The 23,553-nt window shown below is 41.5% G+C and carries 27 protein-coding genes; 15 read left to right on the top strand and 12 right to left on the bottom strand.

Annotated elements, in window-relative coordinates:
* Positions 1 to 126: 126 nt before the first annotated feature.
* The 8 genes from VIM89_RS10935 (at position 127) to VIM89_RS10900 (ending at position 4,948) form a co-directional block, all read left to right on the top strand.
* On the top strand, positions 127 to 540 hold the full coding sequence (locus VIM89_RS10935) for a DUF4199 domain-containing protein (RefSeq protein ID WP_488156185.1): 414 nt from the start codon (positions 127 to 129) through the stop codon (positions 538 to 540).
* Entirely contained in the window at positions 533 to 841 is a 309-nt protein-coding gene (locus VIM89_RS10930; RefSeq protein WP_488156184.1) for a DUF2752 domain-containing protein, read from the top strand. The genes VIM89_RS10935 and VIM89_RS10930 overlap by 8 nt, the downstream gene beginning before the upstream one ends.
* Before the next feature lie 100 nt (positions 842 to 941).
* Positions 942 to 1,307 carry a TM2 domain-containing protein gene (locus VIM89_RS10925; protein WP_488156183.1) on the top strand — a complete coding sequence of 122 codons (366 nt, stop codon included), beginning with the start codon at positions 942 to 944 and terminating at the stop codon, positions 1,305 to 1,307.
* Positions 1,308 to 1,312: 5 nt separating this feature from the next.
* A complete protein-coding gene (locus tag VIM89_RS10920) occupies positions 1,313 to 1,537 on the top strand; it encodes a DUF2905 domain-containing protein (protein WP_488156182.1) in 225 nt (74 codons plus the stop codon).
* Between the two features lie 19 nt (positions 1,538 to 1,556).
* Positions 1,557 to 2,501, top strand: coding sequence for a nitrilase family protein (locus VIM89_RS10915; protein WP_488156181.1), 945 nt, complete (start codon positions 1,557 to 1,559; stop codon positions 2,499 to 2,501).
* 104 nt (positions 2,502 to 2,605) lie between these two features.
* Positions 2,606 to 3,703: a Nif3-like dinuclear metal center hexameric protein gene (locus VIM89_RS10910; RefSeq protein ID WP_488156180.1), complete on the top strand. Its 1,098-nt coding sequence runs from the start codon at positions 2,606 to 2,608 to the stop codon at positions 3,701 to 3,703.
* The gene (locus VIM89_RS10905) at positions 3,703 to 4,446 is read left to right on the top strand and encodes a zinc ribbon domain-containing protein (protein WP_488156179.1); all 744 of its coding nucleotides are present in this window, start codon (positions 3,703 to 3,705) and stop codon (positions 4,444 to 4,446) included. Before VIM89_RS10910 ends, VIM89_RS10905 begins: the two co-directional genes overlap by 1 nt.
* A gap of 124 nt (positions 4,447 to 4,570) precedes the next feature.
* A complete protein-coding gene (locus tag VIM89_RS10900) occupies positions 4,571 to 4,948 on the top strand; it encodes a ribosomal maturation YjgA family protein (protein WP_488156178.1) in 378 nt (125 codons plus the stop codon).
* A 127-nt stretch (positions 4,949 to 5,075) separates the two neighbouring features.
* Here the strand turns inward: VIM89_RS10900 and VIM89_RS10895 are convergent, their stop codons facing one another.
* The 8 genes from VIM89_RS10895 to rsfS all read right to left on the bottom strand — a co-directional run bounded on the left by VIM89_RS10895 (position 5,076) and on the right by rsfS (position 12,067).
* Positions 5,076 to 6,146: a PA0069 family radical SAM protein gene (locus tag VIM89_RS10895; RefSeq protein WP_488156177.1), complete on the bottom strand. Its 1,071-nt coding sequence runs from the start codon at positions 6,144 to 6,146 to the stop codon at positions 5,076 to 5,078.
* A 29-nt stretch (positions 6,147 to 6,175) separates the two neighbouring features.
* A complete protein-coding gene (locus VIM89_RS10890) occupies positions 6,176 to 6,814 on the bottom strand; it encodes a response regulator (RefSeq protein ID WP_488156176.1) in 639 nt (212 codons plus the stop codon).
* Complete coding sequence (locus VIM89_RS10885; protein ID WP_488156175.1) at positions 6,814 to 7,608, bottom strand: sensor histidine kinase; 795 nt, start codon at positions 7,606 to 7,608, stop codon at positions 6,814 to 6,816. Before VIM89_RS10885 ends, VIM89_RS10890 begins: the two co-directional genes overlap by 1 nt.
* Entirely contained in the window at positions 7,601 to 7,927 is a 327-nt protein-coding gene (locus tag VIM89_RS10880) for a hypothetical protein (RefSeq protein ID WP_488156174.1), read from the bottom strand. The genes VIM89_RS10885 and VIM89_RS10880 overlap by 8 nt, the downstream gene beginning before the upstream one ends.
* A 341-nt stretch (positions 7,928 to 8,268) precedes the next feature.
* Positions 8,269 to 8,598 carry a hypothetical protein gene (locus VIM89_RS10875; RefSeq protein WP_488156173.1) on the bottom strand — a complete coding sequence of 110 codons (330 nt, stop codon included), beginning with the start codon at positions 8,596 to 8,598 and terminating at the stop codon, positions 8,269 to 8,271.
* A gap of 150 nt (positions 8,599 to 8,748) precedes the next feature.
* Positions 8,749 to 9,387 (bottom strand): LutC/YkgG family protein, encoded by a 639-nt coding sequence (locus VIM89_RS10870; RefSeq protein ID WP_488156172.1) that lies wholly within the window; start codon positions 9,385 to 9,387, stop codon positions 8,749 to 8,751.
* A gap of 92 nt (positions 9,388 to 9,479) precedes the next feature.
* A complete protein-coding gene (ftsH, locus tag VIM89_RS10865) occupies positions 9,480 to 11,594 on the bottom strand; it encodes an ATP-dependent zinc metalloprotease FtsH (RefSeq protein ID WP_488156171.1) in 2,115 nt (704 codons plus the stop codon).
* Positions 11,595 to 11,692: 98 nt separating this feature from the next.
* A complete protein-coding gene (gene rsfS / locus VIM89_RS10860) occupies positions 11,693 to 12,067 on the bottom strand; it encodes a ribosome silencing factor (RefSeq protein ID WP_488156170.1) in 375 nt (124 codons plus the stop codon).
* 44 nt (positions 12,068 to 12,111) lie between these two features.
* On the opposite strand from rsfS, the gene VIM89_RS10855 reads away from it, so the two are divergent.
* The 4 genes from VIM89_RS10855 to pfkA all read left to right on the top strand — a co-directional run bounded on the left by VIM89_RS10855 (position 12,112) and on the right by pfkA (position 16,245).
* On the top strand, positions 12,112 to 12,882 hold the full coding sequence (locus VIM89_RS10855) for a biotin--[acetyl-CoA-carboxylase] ligase (RefSeq protein WP_488156169.1): 771 nt from the start codon (positions 12,112 to 12,114) through the stop codon (positions 12,880 to 12,882).
* Between the two features lie 57 nt (positions 12,883 to 12,939).
* On the top strand, positions 12,940 to 13,389 hold the full coding sequence (locus tag VIM89_RS10850) for a protein-disulfide reductase DsbD N-terminal domain-containing protein (protein WP_488156168.1): 450 nt from the start codon (positions 12,940 to 12,942) through the stop codon (positions 13,387 to 13,389).
* A 14-nt stretch (positions 13,390 to 13,403) separates the two neighbouring features.
* Positions 13,404 to 15,134 carry a protein-disulfide reductase DsbD family protein gene (locus VIM89_RS10845; protein WP_488156354.1) on the top strand — a complete coding sequence of 577 codons (1,731 nt, stop codon included), beginning with the start codon at positions 13,404 to 13,406 and terminating at the stop codon, positions 15,132 to 15,134.
* 130 nt (positions 15,135 to 15,264) lie between these two features.
* A complete protein-coding gene (gene pfkA, locus VIM89_RS10840; RefSeq protein WP_488156167.1) occupies positions 15,265 to 16,245 on the top strand; it encodes a 6-phosphofructokinase in 981 nt (326 codons plus the stop codon).
* Here the strand turns inward: pfkA and VIM89_RS10835 are convergent.
* Together VIM89_RS10835 and VIM89_RS10830 are read right to left on the bottom strand one after the other, a co-directional pair.
* Entirely contained in the window at positions 16,240 to 18,351 is a 2,112-nt protein-coding gene (locus VIM89_RS10835; RefSeq protein WP_488156166.1) for a PAS domain-containing protein, read from the bottom strand. The genes pfkA and VIM89_RS10835 overlap by 6 nt on opposite strands.
* Positions 18,352 to 18,414: 63 nt before the next feature.
* Complete coding sequence (locus VIM89_RS10830) at positions 18,415 to 18,945, bottom strand: 5' nucleotidase, NT5C type (protein WP_488156165.1); 531 nt, start codon at positions 18,943 to 18,945, stop codon at positions 18,415 to 18,417.
* A gap of 150 nt (positions 18,946 to 19,095) precedes the next feature.
* On the opposite strand from VIM89_RS10830, the gene VIM89_RS10825 reads away from it, so the two are divergent.
* Both VIM89_RS10825 and rimM read left to right on the top strand, forming a co-directional pair.
* On the top strand, positions 19,096 to 19,653 hold the full coding sequence (locus VIM89_RS10825) for a 30S ribosomal protein S16 (RefSeq protein WP_488156164.1): 558 nt from the start codon (positions 19,096 to 19,098) through the stop codon (positions 19,651 to 19,653).
* A gap of 226 nt (positions 19,654 to 19,879) precedes the next feature.
* Positions 19,880 to 20,395 (top strand): ribosome maturation factor RimM, encoded by a 516-nt coding sequence (gene rimM / locus VIM89_RS10820; protein WP_488156163.1) that lies wholly within the window; start codon positions 19,880 to 19,882, stop codon positions 20,393 to 20,395.
* 61 nt (positions 20,396 to 20,456) lie between these two features.
* Here the strand turns inward: rimM and VIM89_RS10815 are convergent, their stop codons facing one another.
* Positions 20,457 to 21,536: an NHL repeat-containing protein gene (locus VIM89_RS10815; protein ID WP_488156162.1), complete on the bottom strand. Its 1,080-nt coding sequence runs from the start codon at positions 21,534 to 21,536 to the stop codon at positions 20,457 to 20,459.
* A gap of 261 nt (positions 21,537 to 21,797) precedes the next feature.
* On the opposite strand from VIM89_RS10815, the gene VIM89_RS10810 reads away from it, so the two are divergent.
* Positions 21,798 to 22,619 (top strand): PAS domain S-box protein, encoded by an 822-nt coding sequence (locus VIM89_RS10810; RefSeq protein WP_488156161.1) that lies wholly within the window; start codon positions 21,798 to 21,800, stop codon positions 22,617 to 22,619.
* A gap of 7 nt (positions 22,620 to 22,626) precedes the next feature.
* Here VIM89_RS10810 and VIM89_RS10805 read toward each other — a convergent pair whose 3' ends face one another.
* Complete coding sequence (locus tag VIM89_RS10805; RefSeq protein WP_488156160.1) at positions 22,627 to 23,544, bottom strand: DUF5777 family beta-barrel protein; 918 nt, start codon at positions 23,542 to 23,544, stop codon at positions 22,627 to 22,629.
* Positions 23,545 to 23,553: the final 9 nt, after the last annotated feature.

Genomic DNA, 23,553 nt, shown 5'->3' with positions numbered 1-23,553 from the left:
TTTTTAAGTAAAGTTGAAAATACTTTTATATCACGTATATTTATATAACCATTAAATCACCTAATCGATCGCACCGCTTTAATAAACTTGTTAACCCGATGCCATGACCTTTTAAACACAACTATTATGAAAAATGCTTTGTTTCCCGGATTAATTATTGGAGTATTGAGCGGACTGTGGTTGTTTATTATGCTTAAGATGGGTCTTCAATTCTCGAACGACAAAGTCAACCCAATTGAGTTTGTTTCTGTTTTAATTCCTATTGTTGGTTTGTACATTGGCGTAAAGCGACACCGGGATAATGACCTCGGGGGAAAGATGAATTTTCTTGAGGGATTAATACAAGCTTTTAAGATATTGATCGTAGCAGGCATCTTCGTCGTTTTTATAGGTATCGTTTACATCAACTGGGTATCTAATGCGCAAAAATCTAACTGGAGTGACTTTTCCGGACGTATTTTTGCAGCCTTGCTTATAGGTGTTTTATCTTCACTTGCAGTAACTTTGTTATTGATAAGCAAATCAAAAAAAGTTGGTTAAGCTCCTTTTTTCAAGATATTTCGAACTTATATTCTGGATTGCTGCACTCACAGCTTTGGCATTTACTGAACCTTCCGGACCGGCACATTTCAGCCTTTGCCCGTTTAAAGCTTTAGGCTTCACGTGGTGTCCCGGTTGTGGTTTGGGACATTCTATATCATGGCTGTTTCGCGGTAATATCAGTAAATCATGGCATGCACATTGGTTTGGGATACCCGCGCTGGGCATCATTCTTTACAGGATATATACGCTTTTTAATCAAAGAATTATTCATTATAAATCATACCCGATATACCGATAAGATTCCGCCATTTACCGACGAGGCTGTACTCCCTGCCAATTTTGTGTTTCAAAACTTTTAGTTCTATATTAGTTTTGACTGAACTTAAAAACAAATCACCATGGATATGAATCAAAGCCCATATATGGGGCTATCAGGAATGACAACCGAAGAGCTGGCTTACATTCAGCAAGCTACTGCTGATCTGAATGAAAATCAGCAGAAATATTTTTACATGTCATATGCAACTAAAAGAAAAAGCCCGCAGGATGTTTTACTTTTTACAATTTTGGGGTTCTTTTGCGTTGCAGGCATACAAAGGTTTTTATTGGGTCAAATTGGTATGGGTCTTCTTTATCTTTTCACCGGCGGCCTGTGTTTGGTAGGAACAATTGTAGACCTGGTAAACCATAAAGACATGGCATTAGATTACAACCGCAAAATGGCATATGAAAGCCACCAGATGGCTAAGATGGGTGCACAATAGTAACAATGGACAACCAGTTGGGCAAATACCTGATACTGATAGGCGCGGTCATATTGGTATCAGGTGTTTTTATTTATTTTTTTGGAGGAAGCCTTAAATGGTTCGGGCACTTGCCCGGCGATATCCGCATAGAGCGGGATAATTTTCGATTTTATTTCCCGGTCACTACACTAATTCTGATCAACCTCGTTATATATTTGATCATCAAAATTGTCCAATGGCTACACTAACGGGCTCAACCAAAATCAAATGAAAAACATAAAAATTGCCACCGCCCAATTTGAGAACCGCAGCGGTGATAAATCCTATAACCTGGAGATGATACGGCAGCTTACTGCTCAGGCCGCACACAAGGGTGCCGATGTGGTTGCTTTTCACGAATGCTCTATCAACGGGTACAGCTTTGCCAGGCATCTTTCAAAAGAGCAAATGCTGGATCTTGCCGAGTTTGTTCCTGACGGACCAAGCGTAACGCAACTAATAGCCATTGCCAAAGAATATGATATAGTGATCCTGGCCGGGCTTTTTGAAAAAGATGCCGATGACAAACTTTATAAAACACAGGTATGCGTTGATAAAAACGGATTGATCGCAAATTACCATAAACTGCACCCGTTCATCAATCCGCACCTTACACCCGGTGACCGGTATGTGATCTTCGATCTGTTTGGCTGGAAATGCAGCATCCTGATCTGCTATGATAATAACATTATCGAGAACGTTAGAGCGGTGAAGCTTCTTGGGGCCGACATTGTGTTTATGCCGCATGTCACCATGTGCACGCCGTCTACAAGACCGGGAGCAGGTTTTGTTGATCCGAAATTATGGGAGAATAGGGAAGCCGATCCAACTACATTACGTCAAGAATTTGACGGACTAAAAGGCCGCGCATGGTTGATGAAATGGCTGCCGGCACGTGCTTATGACAATGCCCTTTATGCTATATTCTCCAACCCGATCGGCATGGATGATGACCAGCTGAAAAACGGCTGCTCGATGATCATTGATCCGTTTGGTGATGTGATTGCGGAATGCCGAAGCTTTGATAACGAAATCGTAATTGCAACAATAACGCCGGATAAATTAACTGATGCAGGAGGCTACCGTTACATTAAAGCCCGCAGGCCTGACTTATATGGTGATATTATCGCGCAGCAGCATGAATCGGAGCAGAAAGTGGTTTGGATGAAATAAGAATATGCACTAATTTCACGAACGAATGCGAATTGCACTAATTAAATTCGAGTAATTCGTGTTTATTCAATTCGTTCCAATTCGTGTAATTAGTGTTTATTATTATGAAATTATCCATCCTTACTTCTTACCTCGAAAGTCTCGCTCCGCTGGCTTACCAGGAAGATTATGATAATTCAGGCTTAATCGTCGGTCATCCAGACCAGGAGGTGTCGCAGGCGCTGATATCACTGGATTGTACTGAGGCTATTGTTGATGAAGCCATTGCCAAAGGCTGCCAGGTGATCATATCGCATCACCCTATTGTTTTCCGTGGATTAAAGAAATTGAATGGTAAGACTTACGTGGAGCGTGTGGTAGAAAAAGCCATTCGCAATCATATTGCCATTTATGCCATACATACCAACCTGGATAATGTGATGAATGGCGTGAATGAACGCATTTGTGAAACTTTGGGATTGAAGAATCTCAGGATATTATCTCCTAAAAATGGCCTGCTTAAAAAGCTGGTGACTTATGTACCGGAAGACAAAGCCGAGCAAGTTCGAAATGCATTATTCCATGCCGGGGCAGGTAATATTGGCAATTATAGCGAATGCAGCTTTAACGCTGAAGGAACCGGCACATTCAAAGGCGGAGATGATACAAACCCATATGTTGGTGAGCCGGGCGTTCGTCATCATGAAAATGAAGTAAGAATTGAGACTATTTATCCGGCTACACTTGAAAGTAAATTGCTGATGGCATTGTTCCTGGCGCATCCTTATGAGGAAGTCGCTTATGATCTATACCATTTGACAAATCAGCACCAGGAAGTAGGTTCGGGGATGATAGGGGAGTTTGATGAGCCATTGGATGAAGAGGAATTTCTGTTCGAATTAAAGGAAAAAATGCATGCCCATGTGATCCGGCATACTACATTGACCGGAAAAAACGTTAAAACAGTAGCTGTTTGTGGTGGATCAGGAAGCTTTTTATTGAAACATGCCATTGCCGCCGGAGCGGATTTTTTTGTAACTGCCGACTATAAATATCACGAGTTTTTTGATGCTGAAGGAAAGCTGGTAATTGCAGATATCGGACATTTTGAGAGTGAGCAATTTACGCAACAATTATTGTATGAAATAATTAGAAAAAAATTTGCTAACTTTGCCGTCCGTTTAACAGAAATTAATACAAACCCCGTCAAATATTTTATTTAATGGAACAAACCGTAGAACAAAAGCTGAAAGCTTTATACGAACTACAAACCATCCACACCAAGATTGATAAGATACGCCAGGTAAGAGGTGAACTGCCTATGGAAGTTGCTGATCTGGAAGATGATGTTGAAGGATTGGAAACCCGTATTCAGAAAATAAAAAACGAGCTGGACGACCTGGAAGATGATATTGTAACCCGCAAAAACCTGATCAAGGAAGCACAGGCCAATATCAAAAAATACGAAGGGCAGCTTAACGAAGTAAAAAACAACCGCGAGTATGAAGCCATCTCTAAAGAGGTTGAAATACAGGGCCTGGATATACAAGTGAGCGAAAAGAAGATCAAGGAATATGGTTACGAGATCACTACCAAAACCCAGATCTACGAAAAAGCATTAGCTGACCTGGAAGGCCGTCGTGCTGACCTGGATGCTAAAAAAGCAGAATTAGGCACTATTACTGCTGAAACAGAAAAAGAAGAAAACGAACTGAACGCTGAAGCTGAAAAAGCTTCAAAAAATATCGAAGAGCGTTTACTGATTGCTTACAGCCGTCTTCGCGGAAACGCTAAGAATGGTTTAGCTGTAGTAACTATTCAACGTGATTCATGTTCAGGATGCTTTAACCAGATCCCGCCTCAACGCCAGTCGGACATCCGCCAGCGCAAAAAGATCATTGTTTGCGAACACTGCGGCCGTATTTTGGTTGACGAGCAAATGGCACTGGAAGCAGAAACTGCCTGATTGCAATACGATATACGAATGAGAAAGCGCCTTAAAGGCGCTTTTTTTATGTGCCGTTGATGTGGACTGATTGGGTTGATTGCGTGATTTGATTAGTAATCGCGCAGATTTATTTTGATAGGAAATGCATAAGAGATTAACCTACTTTATCTTAATCATTATCACAATAATCATAGGCCTTCTCTCCCGGCATTTTACTTTTATCCCTCTATTTATCGGCGATATTTTGTGGGCTACGATGGTTTATTTCATAGTTCGATTTCTATTTATTGGTAAAAAGACAAAATTCGTTGTGCTGATCAGTTTGCTATTTTGCTTTGGTATCGAGTTTAGCCAGCTTTATAAAGCGCCATGGATTAATAATTTGCGGCATACATTATTTGGCAGATTAGTATTGGGTGACACATTTTTGTGGAGCGATCTTTTATGCTACACTGTTGGGATAGGTCTTGGAATACTTATTGAAAAGTTAATAATGGAAAAGCGACTTACGAAGTTTTAAAAACTTCGCAAGTCTTATCCGGGAATATTTTGCGTTGGGCGTCACACTGAACCTGTCGAAGTGCGGCGCGTGAGACCTCCCCACCATGCTTCGACTCAGCTCAGCATGACATCCTTTTTATTATTGCTTAGAAGAGGCTGGTTTGCCTCCCACCCTTCGGCACAAACAAAGTATAATCAAATTCCGGCATTACCCTGTCGCCCATGAAGCGATTTACAGACATACGGAACATCTGGTGAATGGATTGCGCAATATTACCATCACCACTCATTCGCCTTCCAAAATCGCTGTCATTTAACTTACCATCGTGGCAGGCTTTTATCATATTCAATACCTTTTCGGCACTGTCCGGAAATGCTTTGTGTATCCAGTCGGAAAATATCTCGGCAATGCTGCCGTTCAGCCTTACTATGGTGAAGCCCGCTGCTAACGCACCACGATCAGCCGCTGCTTTAATAATGGCGGGTATCTCGCTGCTGTTTAATCCAGGGATGATCGGTGCGGCCATTACACGTACGGGTATGCCAATTTCCGTCAGTTTCTGGATTACCCCTAACCTTCCGCTTGCGGTAACGGTTCTGGGTTCCAGCTTTTGCCTCAGCTGCTCATTTAGTGAAGTGATGGATATATTCACATGCACCAGGTTCATTTTACCCAATTCTCCCAGAATATCGAGGTCTCGAAGGATAACATTGTTTTTGGTAATAATACTTACCGGGTTACGGTATTGCAAAAATACCCGGAGAAGTGAGCGTGTAATCTTCAATTTTCGTTCAAGAGGCTGATAACAGTCCGTATTGCCTGACAGAAGCATGCATACAGGTTGATAATTTTTTTTATTAAAGTACTGTTCCAGCAATTCTGCCGCGTTACGTTTGACGATGATCTTACGCTCAAAATCCAACCCGGCGCTGAAACCAAAATACTCATGCGTGTTCCGTGCGTAACAGTAAATACAGCCATGCTCACAACCCTGGTAGGGATTGATTGAAAACATATGGCTCAGATCGGGGCTATTAGATTCGCTTACGATCTTTTTCGGTGTTTCTTCAAATATCTGCGTGGCTGTATTTTCAAGGAATTGTTCATCCAATCCCTCGATATGCTCCAGCACATATTTGTTTTTCAGAAACTTGTTGTGGGTGTTAACCTGTGCGCCCCTGCCCTTAAAAAACTCTTCATTCTCCTCGTGTGACATAGAGCAAATTTGCTAATATTTTTAGCAAATTACAAGTCTATCAGCTTATGTTTTATTGCGTAAAGTACCAGGCCTATTCGGCTTTTTATCTGAAGTTTTTCAAAAAGCTGGTCGCGGTAACCATCCACTGTGCGCGAGCTGATGCACATGTGGTCGGCGATTTCTTTGTAGGTGAGTTCGGTGGCAGCAAGTTTTAGAAATTCCACTTCACGACTGTTTAGCTTGATCAGGTTATAATCAATATTAATGCTGTCAACTAAATGACGGGTTACAAATTCGGGATAATAAACTTCACTGCGCGAAACCCTGGTAAGCGCATCTTCAAATTCATGCGGCTCCGAATCTTTTAATAAATACCCTTTAACACCCATCCTTACCATGGTCAATACCTTTTCGGCGTCTTCAAACATGGATAAAACGATGATATTGATATCAGGGTGATTATCCCTAAGCCATTTAGCGGTAACTATGCCGTTCATTTTAGGCATACTGATATCCAGCAGGATGATATTCGGCTTCTTTTTAGGATTGATCTTGCGTATCATTTCCTCGCCGTCACCAGCTTCAAATATGATGGTATACCTGTCGAAATCCTCGACAAGAGAGGCTATGCCGCTTCTGAACAAGCGGTGATCATCTACGAGTGCGATGCGGATGGGTTCCTCCATCAGTATAATTGTTGTTTTAAAGGATTTAGGATAACTTTTATTTTACAGCCATTACCTGGCGAACTGTTAATAGTCGCAGCACCGCCTATCATGGCCGCCCTGTTTTCAATGTTTCTCAATCCCGAACCACTTTTATTCTCAAGAGTTTCGGTTGAGAAACCAGAACCATCGTCTTCGAGCGTTAAAGTAAACAAATCAGCATCGTATTGCAACATGATTTTCAAATGCTTCGCTTCTGCATACTTAAGCGTATTATTCAGCGATTCCTGGAATATTCTGAAAAGCACTAACTCCCGTTGTTCGCCCAGCGAATAAGAGTTACCCTCCTGTCCCAGCGCGACTTCAATAAGACCACTTTTATTTATACGTTCTGCTTCTTTTTCAATCGTCCTTATCAGTCCCTGTGAAGCAATGTGCTCAAAACTTAAGCTTTTAGAAAGATCGCGCAGGTCGGTAATACTTTGAGCAACCAGTTCGCGTGTTTCAAGTACCTTGCCCTTCTTTTCTTCCTCAACGCCCCCAGCTATATTCCCAAGCGTCAGTTTAACGAATGAAAGTACTTGTGTTATATTATCATGTATCTCAGTACTGATATAATTTAATGTTTGTTCTTGTACTTCCAGTTGCGTTTTAAGCAACTCCTGTTTAAAAGTGGCCTGCAGTCTTTCTTGTTCTTTTTTATTTTTTAGCTGCCTGTTGCGGTATAATATCACAAAGTATATAATGAAAAAAGCAATAAACGCGAACAGGGCTGCACTTGAAAATACAACTATTCGCACGTTTTCATCAGGCATACTTGGATCCTTTTTCTTTGTAATTGCACAGGATGGCTATTCCTGTTAAAATATATAATATATAATAACTACCGTACCAAAAATAATAAATAGCGTCGTCGCCTTTTGTAAGTTTGGCGTAATAGTTAATAAGCCCCAAATTTAGGAACATTGTTGTTGAAAAGAACAGCATGGAGGTATTAAACCAAAAAACACCCTGGCTGGTGATTCTTATACTAACCGGGTAAAGCAGCATTTGCTTAAATAAAAGCAATGAATATATAACCAGCATCGTATTAGTAACCAGGTACAAGTACGAAGGGAATGTCTTTTTTTCCACTGGCTGTAAAAATAGCGCATTTACAATAGCAAAAACAACGACAGCGAGTGTTAATACCAAAACAACCTTCTTCGTTGTCCGACGCTGAAAAAGATGGTAATATACAGACGAGTAAAACACATACAAAACCAAACATTCCAGGTGCAAAACCCAGGCGTTGGTTTTGTATAGATGGGCTGAAACTTTTGATAGCGAGTCTAGTATTAGAGTTGCTGGAATGGAAAGGGCCAAAAGCCTGAAAGGAGTGGTCAGCTTTGAATAGCAAACCACTCCAATACATAGAACTATAAATAGTAGTAAGAAACTTATTATTTCCTGGATATTCATTTATAATATAAGACTTATTTAGTGCACCATGGCGGGCATGGAGGGGGGGCGCCTATTGGACCACCATCGTTAGCAGTAAATGGAGGCTGATCACCTATCGCGCCAATTAAGAAAATTGTAAAAATGTTGTCTGGTTTTCCGGTAGCCGAAGGGTCCTTGGCTATTTGAACACTAATACCTGAGATATTAGGATCACTATCAAGAATGTCATTTATGGTTTTTCGGTCGATGTAAAAACCATTAAGGAAAGATCCATCCGGAGTCTTTAATCCGGGTCCTCCTTCTGCTGTGTTTTGTTGCCTGTATTCCGCGATCAGGCTTTGAATGTCAGAAGTTGATGCCATAGTGTTTAAGTTAGGGTTAATTATTACCTGCCACAATATACGAGCATTGCGACAAAAAGATACACCGTGTTTTCACGGTATTTTATGTTGAAAACCAAGAAAAGTCATGTGGAAAAACCCTACATAAAAGAATAATTGATGGTTAATCGCTTAACCATCAAGCAAGAACACAAAAAGTTCTTTAGGGCCATGGGCACCTAATACCAAAGTCTTTTCGATATCAGCAGTACGGCTTGGGCCTGTAACTGTAGTGATCATCGAGGGTATTTGATTTTTATATTTTTCTTTGATCAGCTTAAAGCCGTCTTTCAAATCTGTAACCAATTGTGATGAATAAGCTAATACAATATGTACAGGAGGATAAATACTCAACCTACGGCCCGCCACACCTGAGTTTGAGAGCATGATACTGCCATTACGCGCTACTAATGCTTCGCACAAAGTAATACCTACTTCAGCTTGTTCAAAATCTTTATCTGTTTCAAAATATGGAAAGTCAAAGCGGGTCAATATATCCTGTAAAGCCTGTTCCCAGCAATATATTTTATGCCATTTATGCTGATCGGCCAGATTGAGCAGGTTTTCGATCAGTTGTACTTCGTCTTCACAAAAAACAAACTGACCTGATACAGCAGTAAATTCTTTTGCAAAAACCACTTCGAGTAACTCATCTGTGGGAGGATAATGTGGAAGGTCTTCCAGGCTAGGGTAAGGGTTATCCCGTTTCTCCAGCAAAGCCTTGCGGATCTTTTTCAGCAGCTTTTCCTTTGATGATGTGCTATCCCTCATTTTTGAAGTCTGGAGTCTAAAGTTAAAAGTCTTAAGTCAATTATCCCCTCAAAAAGACAATTTGACTTAAGACTTTCGACTTAGAACTAAAATTACGCTTTATCGCTTTTCGCTTCCTTTTCTTCAGGATTTCTGTTGAATGTTCCTGAATGATCGGCGACGCCTTCGTGTACCAGGTTTCCTGCGGCAGCATCCTGGTTGCCACCTTCCGGACCATTTACAAATTCGTCATAAGTAGTACGATGGTCGAATGGGCGCTTGCCTAATATTTCTTCTAAATCCGATTGGAATAGAATTTCTTTTTCCAACAGCTTGTTTGCCAGTTTTTCAAGGCCTTCGTGCTTATCGGTAAGCAGCTTTTTGGTACGATCGTACATCAGCGTGATCTGGTTACGTACCTCGGCATCAATCAGCTCAGAAGTCTTTTCTGAATATGGCTTGTTAAACTGATATTCTCCTTGTGTATCGTTAAAGGATATATTTCCCACCTTGTCGTTCATACCATAAATGGTCACCATGGCATAAGCCAATTTTGTGATCCTTTCAAGGTCATTCTGTGCACCGGTTGAGATCTTGCCAAATGTAATATCTTCGGCCACTCTTCCGCCCAATGTCATACACATGCCGTCTTCCAATTGCTCGGTAGTATATAAGAATTGTTCTTTAGGCAGATACTGGGCATAACCCAAGGCAGCTACACCACGCGGAACAATAGAAACTTTAACCAGTGGATCAGCATGCTCTAGGAACCAGCCTGCAATAGCGTGACCAGCCTCGTGATAAGCAACGATACGTTTTTCCTCAGGTGATATGATCTTGTTCTTTTTCTCCAAACCACCAATCACACGGTCGATAGCATCCTGGAAATCCTGCATATCAACGGCCTCTTTATTTTTACGGGCAGCTATCAGGGCAGCCTCGTTACAAACGTTGGCAATTTCCGCGCCTGCAAAACCTGGTGTTTGAGCAGATAATTTTTTGGCGTCAACACCTTCGGCTAGTTTAACCGGCTTCAAGTGCACTTTAAATATCTGTTCGCGGCCAAGCAGGTCGGGTTTATCGATAGATACCTGTCTGTCGAAGCGACCCGGGCGCAATAAAGCCGAATCCAATACATCAGGACGGTTAGTTGCTGCCAGGATGATAATACCCGAATCGGTACCGAAACCATCCATCTCAACCAGCAATTGGTTCAGTGTATTTTCGCGTTCGTCGTTACCGCCTACGATATTGTTTTTACCCCGGGCACGACCAATAGCATCAATTTCATCGATAAATATGATACATGGCGCTTTATCTTTTGCCTGGCGGAACAAATCGCGCACACGTGATGCACCAACACCCACAAACATTTCCACGAAATCGGAACCCGATAGCGAGAAGAAAGGCACTTGTGCTTCTCCGGCTACTGCTTTTGCCAGCAATGTTTTACCTGTACCCGGCGAACCTATCAGCAATGCACCTTTAGGTATTTTACCACCCAGGTTAGTGTATTTTTTAGGATTTTTAAGGAAATCGACAATTTCCATTACCTCCTGTTTAGCTTCTTCCAAACCGGCTACATCGTTAAAAGTAACGGATACTTGAGCTTCTTTATCAAACAGGGTAGCTTTTGATTTACCGATATTAAATATCTGGCCACCCGGACCGCCTCCGCTACCACCCGACATACGGCGCATAATAAATATCCATACGGCTGCAAATAATACCACCATAATAATACCCTGCACCAACCAGTTCCCTAAAAGGCTTTCGTGCTGAGTAAACTCGATAGGTGTTTTTTGCGCGTCCGGAAGGTCTTTTTCAGCAGCAGCTACCGTTTGCTTTAAGCTTTCGTATGAAGCATCGGTAAACTGGTACTGCGGACCATTACTTGGGCTGCCTGTGAACGACTTTTGATCGCGCACATCATTATACTGGGGTTTATTAAGCGCTTCTTTCTTAATATAAACTTCTACAATAACCAGGTCGCCGTTTTTATAGGCAACCAGTTTTTCGGCATCATGATTTTTAAGTATCTGTGATTCAAACTGCTGATAGCTTATAGTTTTTATAACAGGGTTGCTTGACAAATATCCAACACCCAGCAGCACCAAAATAACTATGGCGTAAAGCCACATAATATTAAATTTTGGTGGCTTGGGGGCCATTTTTTTATTAGGTATCTTCCGAATAGGTTTCGGACTCTCTGATTTATTATCTTTCATCTCTATTTATTAGATCAAACTTACGATCATTAATTTAAAAATTGTTAGGGGAACCGGGTACAAGACGCATGTCTTTACCATTCTGTGACTGAGTTTTTTCAGGCGCTTTTATAAAAATTGATTTCAGCGTCGCCCCACAGGTCCTCTACGCCATAAAATTCGCGCTTGTCGGTTCTGAAAATGTGTACTACTACATCTATATAATCCAGCAGTATCCACTCTCCGTACTCAAGGCCTTCTTTGCGCCACGGCTCCTGTTGTGTTGCTTTAAAAATTTCTTCTTCTACGCTGTTAGCTATAGCTTTTACTTGTGTGGACGAATCGGCATGGCAAATCACAAAGTAATCAGATACCGAACTAAATATATTTCGAAGGTCTAACCTAACAATATCATTTCCCTTTTTTTCCTGTATACCGTATATAGCCAGTTCAGAAAGATAAGCGGACTCACTTAGCACTTTGTTTTTTACCATCAAAAAGAATTAGTTTTGAACAATCTAGTTTATATTATAATACATTGCAAAATAACATATTTTCGGGATTATTTGTTGGACAAAATTTAATCACAATTAAACAAATTGATTCAACCAACAATTTCCTTAAGAATTCACTGTCAAATTCCAAGCCATTTACCGAAGGAACGGTCATTATGGCAGAAAGCCAGTATGCGGGAAGAGGTCAGCAGCAGAACCGGTGGCATAGTGAAGACGGTAAAAACCTGACTTTTAGTATCTTGCTCAACCCGGTTTTTCTACCTCTCAGCCAGCAATTTGATCTGACCCGTGCTGTAAGTTTAGGTGTTATTAATGCATTATCACCGCTTTTGGGCGATCAGCTGAAAATAAAATGGCCAAATGATATTTATTATGCTGATGGCAAACTTGGTGGTATACTAATAGAAAATATGGTGCAGGGCGGAAAAATTAAAAATTCTGTAATTGGTATCGGCCTGAATATTAACCAGGAGAAATTTCCGTTAGAAGTACCTAATGCAGTGTCGTTAAAACAAATCTTACTCAGGGATTACGAATTAAAGTTAATATTGTCGGACATTTGCAAAAATATTGAAGTGGTCTATCTTAAACTTAAGGCGGGTCATTTTGATGTTGTAAGGAAAGATTATCTTGCCCGACTATATTGGCTAAATGAGCAGAAAATGTTCAAAGCCGATGGACAGATATTTAAAGGAATAATTGAGAATGTGAGGGACGATGGCGTTCTTTTGGTGAACAGCAGCTCAGGCACTTCAAAATACACCCAGAAAGAAATTGAATTTTTAAACAAATAAATTTAGTTCGATCACCAATGAACTAATGAACAAGTGAACTAATAAACTAAACAAGAAATGAAAAAACTATTGCTTTTGATGACCGTATTGCTGATCAGTGCGGCCTCATATGCACAAATAGAGTCGCCGGTGAAATGGTCATATGCGGCAAAGAAACTGAATGACAAGGAAGCCGTAGTGTTTTTACGAGCCACTATACAGGACGGCTGGCACATTTATTCATTAAATGTTGGCGATGGCGGTCCGATAAAAACGTCATTTAAATTTACCCCATCGAAAGAATACGCTCTAGCGGGAACAGTTTCTGAACCCACTCCCATAAAAAAATACGAAGAAGCCTTCAAAATGAATGTAACCTATTTTGAAAAAACGGTTACATTTCAGCAAAAAATAAAATTAAAAGGCAATGTGTCAGCAATAAAAGGTCAGCTGGAATACATGACCTGTAACGACAAAAAATGCCTTCCACCGGAAGATGTAGACTTTTCAATTCCATTAGGTAAATAAAAGCCTTATTGAAAATGACATCTTCGATCTCAAAAAGCTATATAAAAACCATATGGTTAGCCCTTGTTGCGGTAATTGTTTTATCGTTTGCTGGAACTAACCAGGTACATGCCTTTCAAAAAAAGCAGGCTGACACAGTTTCTACCAGTGATGTGCAGTTTACGGATATTCCCACTGCGGCAGACAGTATTGCCATGCGAAAAAAAGCTGCTGCTGAGGCAGCAAAGGCAAAGCCTGCTACACAAAATAAGGCTGTTGCAAAGCCTGAGCCCCCCAAAACACTTTGGCAGACGTTTTTGATTGGATTAGCCCTAGGATTTGCAGCTTTTCTTATGCCTTGCATTTATCCGCTATTGCCTTTAACGGTAAGTTTCTTTCTAAAAATAGGTGGCACCCGACTAAAGGCAGCAGGGTTTGCATTGTTTTATATGCTTTCGATCATAATAATTTATGTATCACTTGGAATGGTGCTCAGCATCATTTTCGGCCCCGATACTTTAAATAATATTGCAACGAACGGCGCATTTAATATCATCATATTTACATTGCTGGTCGTATTTGGTATATCATTTCTCGGTGCATTTGAAATTGTATTACCAAGTTCTCTTGTAAATAAGGTTGATACCCTGTCTGATAAAGGCGGCATCATCGGAATATTTTTTATGGCTCTCACGTTGGTTGTTGTATCGTTTTCATGTACAGCAGGTGTTGTAGCCGGAGACTTAGCAAGTGCATTTCGCGATGGAGATCGACTGGCGCCGATGGTAAGCCTTCTTGGGTTCTCGACAGCATTGGGGTTACCATTTGCCGTTTCGGCCCTATTCCCTTCAATAATGCAAGGCCTCCCTAAATCTGGCGGATGGCTGAACAGCGTAAAAGTTATTTTAGGATTTCTTGAACTCGCATTTGCGCTAAAATTCCTTTCAAATGTTGACCTCGCATATCATTGGAATTGGCTTGATCGTGAAGTCTTTTTGTCATTGTGGATTGCGATCGGATTTTTGATGGGGCTTTATCTTATTGGCAAAATCCGATTTGCGCATGACAGCGACACTCCTTATCTATCGATACCTCGTTTGTTTATGGGCATCGTAGTTTTCGCTTTCGTCATCTATATGATACCCGGCTTATGGGGAGCACCATTAAAATCAATAAGCGCTTTCTTACCACCACCGGCTACTCAGGATTTTGATTTATCACGAACTCCTGACGTTGGCAGTGCACCTTCTTCTACCCAGGCAACAACCATCAAAGAAAGAAAATACGCAGACCGTTATACACGGTTAAGAGTGAAAGGGCTTGATGCCTGGTATGATTATGATCAGGCACTCCAGGTGTCTAAAGAGTTACATAAACCTATTTTGATCGATTTCACAGGTTTTGCTTGTGTGAATTGCCGTAAAATGGAAAATACAGTGTGGACAGATCCTGTTGTGTTTAAGCACTTACGTGATGACTTTGTGTTATTGCAATTAGTGGTTGATGACAAAAGTGATTTAGACCCTAAAGAACAGTTTGTATCAAGTTACAGCGGCAAAAAAATTACAACGATGGGTGGTAAGTGGACTGATTTAGAATTGTCAAGATTTAACGCAAACGCTCAACCATTGTATGTAATGCTGGATAGTAATGGTAACCTGCTGAAGGATAATCAGGGTAATGATATACAGCCTTCGCCGGCAGATTATGTCATCCCCAGCTACATAAAATTCCTTGAAAGCGGCATCAATGCTTACAAAAAATAGCGCAGAGCCAAAAATAAATGTAAATTCGCGCTGAAAAATGATAGTGTCATTGTAACACGAATCATATTTCGATGAGATTTTTTGCGTTTACTATTTGCAGGGCGGGCTCTAATCCGCCATACTACCAAAAATGGCTGACATAACAAATATCGGGCTTTATACTTCGGGCGGTGATGCGCCGGGCATGAATGCTGCCATACGGGCAGTTGTACGTACAGCTTTATTCTACAACATTAAAGTTACCGGCATCCGCAGGGGTTATGAAGGAATGATCACAGGCGATCTGTTCCCGATGGACCGCAGATCGGTTTCAAATATTATTCAAAAGGGTGGTACTATTCTTAAAACTGCCCGCAGCGAGCAATTTCGCACCAAAGAAGGCCGCCAAACTGCTTATGAAAATTTAAAAAGTTTCGGTGTGGATGCTTTGATAGGCATCGGCGGTGATGGTACTTTCAGAGGGGCCACTGTATTTGGTGAAGAATTTGATATTCCGATCATCGGTTTACCGGGCACCATCGATAATGACATGACCGGCACCGATTTTACCATCGGTTATGATACGGCTATCAATACGGTTATTAACGCAGTAGACAAGATCAGAGATACTGCTGAATCGCACGACCGCCTCTTTATTGTTGAAGTAATGGGCCGCGATTCCGGCATGATCGCTCTTCGCACCGGTATCGCATCAGGCGCTGAACATATTTTGATCCCCGAAAGAAAAGCCGGCCTTGCCAGTCTGTTCGACAGGTTGGAAAATGGCCGTAAAGACAAAACTTCGCGTATTGTTATAGTTGCCGAAGGTGAGAACGAAGAAGGCGGTGCTTTTGAGATCGGCCGCAAGGTAAAAGAGAAATTTCCTCATTTAGATACACGTGTTTCTATCCTTGGTCACATTCAGCGCGGAGGTAAACCAACCTGCATGGACAGGGTATTGGCAAGCCGCACAGGCGTTGCTGCTGTTGAAGCATTAAAAATGGGTTATCGGGGAGAAATGGTTGGATTGATCAATAACGAGGTCATGTTCACGCCGTTTGAACACGCTATAAAACACCACACAGATATCGATCCTAATGTGATAAGAATAGTAGAAATGCTATCCTTATAAGTTAAAGCGCGAATCGATAAAAGTTTTATTGACGATCACGCGTATCACTTCATCTATTTCCTGCGTTACCGTATGCAGGTGATCCATGATCTGTTTGTTCTCCGGGTTACTGAAGTTTTCCCTATCCAGAATATTCAGTAGTCCTATCATACTGGCAACTGGTCTGCGCAATTCATGAGAGCTTAGCGAGGCAATATTTTTCAGGCGCTCGTTCTGATCTATCAGGGCTTCTTCGGTCTTCAGCCTTTCGGTAATATTACGTGCAAAACAGCCAACACCTATAATTTTATCCTTTTTGCCTTTATAAATCGGGTTAAAGCTTACTTCGAAATGCTCGGTCTCCTGGGTTTTAGGGTTGATGCTTTCATGCCTGATCACATATCTTTCGCCATCGAAAGCCCGTTGGTAATATGACCGCCATTCGGAATTGATCTCATCAGTAGGTCCAGAATGCAGGTAAGCATTATCACCGTCTTCCGGAACTACGCCAATAGCATCCATTATCCGTTTTCGATAAGCGCTGTTCATATAAACATACTTGCCTTCACGGTCTATGGACCAGGTAAGATCTTCAGTATTGTTGATCAGCGCCTCCAGGTTATTTTTAGTCCAAAGGATTTCTTCCTGCACATGCATTTCATAAGTGATGTCACGCATAAACACAGTGAGGCCCTCGCTTGCAGGGTATACCGTCGTATTAAACCATTTGCTCAGCGGCTTAAAATATTCTGTAAACTGAACGCTTATCTCCCCGTTCATCGCTTTGCGGTAAGCATCTTCAAATTCGGTAGCAATGATGTCCGGGAAAATATCCCATATTACTGAACCCAGTATTTCCTCGCGAGACTTACCGGTTATTTTCTCAAAAGCAGTATTTACACGTATAAACTTCCAGTCGTTGTTTACTATAAAAAATGCATCGGTAATGCTCTCGACAAAGCTGTTAAGTTTTTCGGATGCTTTCTTCACCTCTTTTTCAATCTCAACATTTTGCGTCACATCCTGTCCCACGCCCTGCAGTTCGGATACTTCGCCGTTTTCATCCAGGATGGCAATAAACTCCCACTTCATCCAATGGCTGTTGCCTTCTGTATCGATCTTTCTATGTTTCAGGCTGATCACCTTGCCCGGATTTTTGATACAAGCTTTGAACGCCTGTTCACACAGTTCATATTCATCCGGCAAAACCGTTTTTGAAAAAGGAGCGCCGATAATTTCTTTTTCCTTATATCCCAGTGTTTTGAAAAACCATCTATTGGCAAAGGTGAAATTGTAATCCGCATCAATACGCACCAGGAAATTAGTTTGCGAATCAACCAGTGAAGTCAGGAACTGCTCACGGCGCTTCAAAGCCTCCTGCTGCAATACCTTCTCAGTCACATCGGTAGCAATAATGATACGGCAGCTGTGATTATCATATTTTATCTCGTGGCCCGTTATTTCAGCATAAACAATCTCGCCTTTTTTATTCACATGCCGCCAAACACCTGCGTTATTAAATCCGTGCAAACTGCTTTCGGGAATGGCTTTTTGATACAGGTAATTATTAAACTTAGCCAGATCAAAGCGCGGACGGACATCGCGTATAGTCATCGACAAAAATTCTTCTTCACTATATCCATAATGCTTTAGCGCAGCATCATTCACCTTCAAAATACGAAGCGTGGGCAGCTCGTAAATCCACATGGGAGTGGGGTTGTTGTGGAACAACATGCTAAAATCGCCCAGTGATTCCTTCAGGTTAAAGCTGATCTGTTTTTGATAGGAAACGTCAACTATTACACTGAGGATAACCTGGTGATTGGTTTGCTCATCGGTAATGTGCTGCTTTCTGTGCTGAATCCATTTTACCTTTCCGCCTTTATCAATGATGCGGTAAGTGCGCTCGGTCAGTTCTTTGCTGTCCATTTTCCGGCTTGGCGCCGATAGGTCGTCGTGGTCGCGGGGATCGATAATCTCGTCCCAGAGGTTTATGTTTTTCTGAAAATCTTTTGCCTGGTAACCTGTAACAGTATAAATACTCGGACTAATGAACAGGTATTTCTGTGTGTCTGCATCAAAAGCCCAAACGCAATCGTTCAACGCCGCAAGAATACTATTCAGCATATGTATTGTTACAATGTTTTGGCAGCTTTATAAAGGTATCTATTTTTTGTCTGGCTATCAATCTCATAATAATTTATCAGCAACTTCTTTCCAGGTATTTACCCGCTCGTATTCGGTGACAAAATGATTATGCGGCGATGAAAACAATAAAGTGCGCCCTTTAAATCCAACAAAATTGCGGATACGGTCATCGATCATAATCTGTGTATCAACGATCTTATTTCCGCAGAAAATAATATTCTTCCAGCTGATGAAAGGAAAATGCTCGGCCAGCCAGTTGTATTTGTCGATCAGCGAGTTAGGAAACTCCATAGCGGCTGAAACGATATAAACATCATACTTATCGCACAATTCTTTCACCACCTCACGGGCACCAGGCATTACCTTCAGGTCGCGGAAGAAACCTGGCTCATGGATGTAGGCTTTAAGGGTTGCCTTTATGTCTTCGGGCAGTACTTCGTTAAACTCTTTTCCATCCATCTCATCGAGGCGGATAACCGTATCGTGGCGAAGTTTATACAACTCAATGAACTTGTCGATGGTATCGGCTATCACCTCGTCCATATCTATGGCGATGCGTATTTTGTTTGTCATAATTATATGCCCACAAATTGATAAATTTTTTTAGAAAACCGCCTATTATTTAATTGATTATAAGATTTAGGAATTAAAATAAATTTTTCTACCTTTGCATCCCCGCAGAAGGAGACTCCGGGGATAATGTTGAACACATAAAACTTTAAAATGGCAACTAAAATCAGACTGCAAAGACATGGTAAAAAAGGAAAACCTTTTTACTATATCGTAGTGGCAGATGCGCGTGCTCCAAGAGATGGCCGCTTCATTGAGCGTTTAGGTTCATACAACCCAAACACCAACCCTGCTACAATTGACATTAATTTTGACAAAACTCTTGATTGGGTAAACAATGGTGCTCAGCCTACCGACACCTGCCGTGCTATCCTTTCATACAAAGGCGTTTTGTACAAAAAACACTTACAGGGCGGCCTTAAAAAAGGTGCTTTGACCGAAGAGCAAGTTGAGTCTAAATTCCAGGCATGGCTTGATCAGAAAGAAGGCAAGATCACCGGTAAAAAAGAAAGCCTGTCTACAGCAAAACAAGACGCACGTAAAGCTGCACTTGCTGCTGAAGCTAAAAAGAAAGAAGAAAAAGCTGCTGCAATTGCTGCTAAAAACGCTCCTCCTGTTGAGGAAGTTGAAGCTCCTGCAGAAGAAGAAGTTGAGGCACCTGCTGCTGAAACCGAAGCTGATGCATCAGCAGAAGCTGAAAGCGCAGAGTAATCTTATAAAAAGCTTAACGAATAGCGAAGTGGTCAAAAACGCTTCGCTATTTTTGTTTGTTAGCATGGCGTAGAGTTGACTCACCCCTGCCCCTCTCTCCGCCTACGGCGCAAAGAGGGGAGCCAAATAATAATTCCCTCTTTTTGCGCAGCAAAGAGAGGGTGGTCGAGCGAAGCAATGATCGGGTGAGTCAATATACGAGCGACAAGAGTAAGAAATTACACATATGAAAGACCATTTCAAAATAGGGACCATCATTAAAACCCGGGGGTTAAAAGGCGAACTGCAACTATTTGTCGACTTTGAGCACCTGCAGGATATCAACTTCACCGCTGTGTTTTTTGACATAGCCGGTAAACTGGTGCCTTATTTTATACAATCGGTTAAATACCAGAAAAACACCGCCTGGCTTTTCCTGGAAGATGTGGATACCATTGAAAAAGCATCCAAACTGGTAAAAAAAGACGTTTACCTGTCCAACAAACTCAAGCCAAAAAAGAAAAAGAACGAGTTTACCCTAAAAGATCTGAAAGGTTTTATAGCAATTGATGAGAACGAAGGCGAACTGGGCGAAATACTCAAGGTGCAGGAATTGCCGCATCAATATATCGCTACTGTTCACTATCAAAATAAAGAAGTACTGTTCCCGCTAAATGAGACTATCATCAAAGGCATCGACCTGGAAGGCGGTGAGGTTTATGTTGATCTGCCGGAAGGGTTGCTTGATATTTACCTGAGTTAGTTGGCAATTCATATCAACAAAGACCGGTCAGATCATCTGATTTATAAATAAAACCTCTTTATTAGTTTACAACAACCTTTTTGGTGACAGTTATTTTGCGGATCCTGCCATTATCATCTGCAACATAGATATTTCCGGACGCATCAGTCGAAAGTCCAAGAGGGTAATTAAATGTTGCTTGTCTTCCCACACCGTCCTGATGCCCCGGGCTTCCTGAACCAGCGATCGTTGTTACATTACCATTCAGATCAACCTTTCTTATCATATTATTTTGACCATCTGCAACATACAAATTATTATCCCCATCAATTGTTATACCCTGCGGGTATTTGAAAAGCGCGGCCGAACCTTTTCCATCAGCAAAACCCGCGATTCCATTTCCTGCTAATGTTGTTACCATACCATCAGGGGTGATTTTTCTTATGGTATTATTACCGGCATCAGCAACATATAAATTTTGATCCTTATCGCTTACGATGGCGCTTGGATAGTTAAAACTAGCCGCCGTTTTTAAACCGTCTGCCGAACCGGGATTTCCGGAACCGGCAAATACAGTTACCGAACCGCCCGGACTAACTTTTTGAATAAGATGATGAAAAGTATCCGCAACATAAATATCCCCGGTGGCTGTTACAGTAAGGCTCTTGGGAATATAAAAAATGTAAATACCATCCCCGCCGGCTATAGTAGAAACATATCCATCCGGTGTTATCTTTCTTATCGTACCGCCGACAGCGTCTGCCACGTAAATATTGCCCGCGTTGTCAATTGTTAAGCCTGAAGGACCATCGAAATGCGCGGAACCCGCCTGAACATCATTATAACCTGTTTGACCGCTACCGGCGAATGTGCTGACTATGCTGTCAGTAGAAATCTTTCTTACCACAAAATTGCCTACGTCCGCAACGTATACATTCCCACTTTTATCTACTGCCACATCATTTGCAAGATTGAAACTTGCCGAACCTGCAGGCCCATTAACAAATCCCTCCGTTCCGTTACCCGCAAATGTTGTAACTGTATAAGTTGTTATCGTGTCGATTTTTGGTGACTTTACTTTACTATCTTTTTTACAGCCAGAAAAGTTTACAGCAAGAGTAATGATAAAAAAAGCAGAAATTAAGTGCTTAACGGATCTCATTGGAATTTAAGATTTAGGTATAACATAAGGGTTAGTTAGCTTCTCAAAGTTACATTTTTTTATAGAATAAACATTGGATGTTACCGCTAACAAGAAGGCAATAATAGCTTTTTTATGGTTTAAGGTTTTGCCTAAAAATACACAATTTAATCAATTGTCATTCTGTAGGTTGGCGGTTATTATCGTAATAAATAAAAAACTAAACCAAATAAAATGATCTGCGTAAAATGGTTTATAAAAATTTTATAATTCATACTAAAAATGCTCAAATCAGCACGTATTCCTTTGTCCTTTTTGGTGATCGGTATCTGCTGGGCTTTATTTAGCAACCCTATCATTACCTTATTTTACCGCCATCTTGCGCCACATGTACAGGATTCGTATCGGAGCTTGAATGACCTGATCTTCGTAATTATCATGTGTTACGTGTTATATGTGAAGATCAAAAAGCAGCAGTTGAAGTTGACTAAATCGGAAGAAGAATACCGTCAGTTATTTGAGTCAAACCCCAACCCTCTTTGGATATATAATGAGAAGCTGGAATTTGTTAAAGTAAATGACGCTGCCATTGAGAAGTATGGATACAGCCGTAAAAAATTTCTGAAAATTACTGCTGATAAGATCCATTCTGTTGAAGGTGATAACATACTTAGCGAATATTTAAAAGATTTTCAAAGCGAAGCACGCTTGTCCAGTATAAAAGAGCATGTGAAGTCGAACGGTGAGACCTTTATGGTATCCATCGTTTCGTACCCGGTATTGTTCCAGGATCAAAACTGCAACCTGGTAATGGCAACGGACATTACCGAGCTGATCGAAAAAGAAAGAAAACTGCAGGAAGCATATCAGCGCATCAAAACATCCAACGAAGCGTTGATGCAGATTGCCTGGTCAAACTCTCACGAGCTTCGCAAACCACTGTGTTCTATCATGGGCCTGGTATCCTTACTTAAAGAAGCCAGTGACAGCGAAAGAGAAGAATTCCTGCGCCTGCTGGAAATATCCTCCGTTGAGCTGGATATGGTTCTAAGACAAAACAACGAAAAAGTCGATGAAATCGGCGTAATCGAGCAATCTGCATAAAGTTTTACTATCGCTTCGGGTTATACTTTTCCTTGTGATTGAAATCAAACGTCCTGGTAATCGTAAAACCTAAGCGATATTGCCCCCTTGCAAAATCTGATCCCGAATTGGTTAAATAATTCATCTCGCTGATTGCCCTGGCATTTGATACGTTAACCGTAAATACGTGTCCGCCGGTCACCAACTGTATACCGACACCCAAAGGATCACTATAGCCGACATTATTATTCCTGAAAGAAGAAAACGGATGGACATAATCAACCACGACGCTCATCAGCTTGGTCACTTTTAATTTTGCTGTGGCCGAAACCGAGAAGATCGTATTCTCATTCCCGGGCACATTAGGTTCCGGCTGATTTTCATACAAAATGGATGGCGCTAGTTGGAAGGAAAAGGAATGCGAAAACTTACGTGCAAAGAGCGCCTGCGCAAAATAGGACATCCGGTCGCCCAAAGAATTATAAGAATTGTACGGTCTAACGCCTGCCTGGCCTAACACCGATATGGCCAGCGGCGAGCTATCATCAGCTGTCTGGCGCAGCAAGGCATATTTTAATTCTGCACTTACCAAACCGCCGCCGTTGGGTATCGTGCTTCGTCCAAAGCCAACATTCAGGTCATTGGTTAGTCCATAGTCAAGTCCAATATAGACATCGGCTATGGCATCGAGCCCGAATAGTGTTCTGCCACCACCCAAATCACCTGCAATATCACCAAAGCGGTGTACAAACACCCCGCTTAAGTTTTTCTTTTTGAGCACTTCAGTCGACTGCGTCAAAATAAGTCTCGGCGATTCAAAAATGGTAACCGGCCCATGCTGTTTATCACTGCTCATGGAGTTGAAAAGAGAGTCGGTAGTGGTGACCTGTGCCATCAACCCGGTACTGATCGTTAGAAAGAATAATAATGTAAATAAGCTCTTCATCTGTCAAAT

Origin of the sequence: Mucilaginibacter sp. (assembly GCF_036568825.1) — a bacterium.
Classification (GTDB): domain Bacteria; phylum Bacteroidota; class Bacteroidia; order Sphingobacteriales; family Sphingobacteriaceae; genus Mucilaginibacter.
Note: the sequence above shows the minus strand (reverse complement) of the source record. Positions and strands in the feature narration are given on the sequence as shown.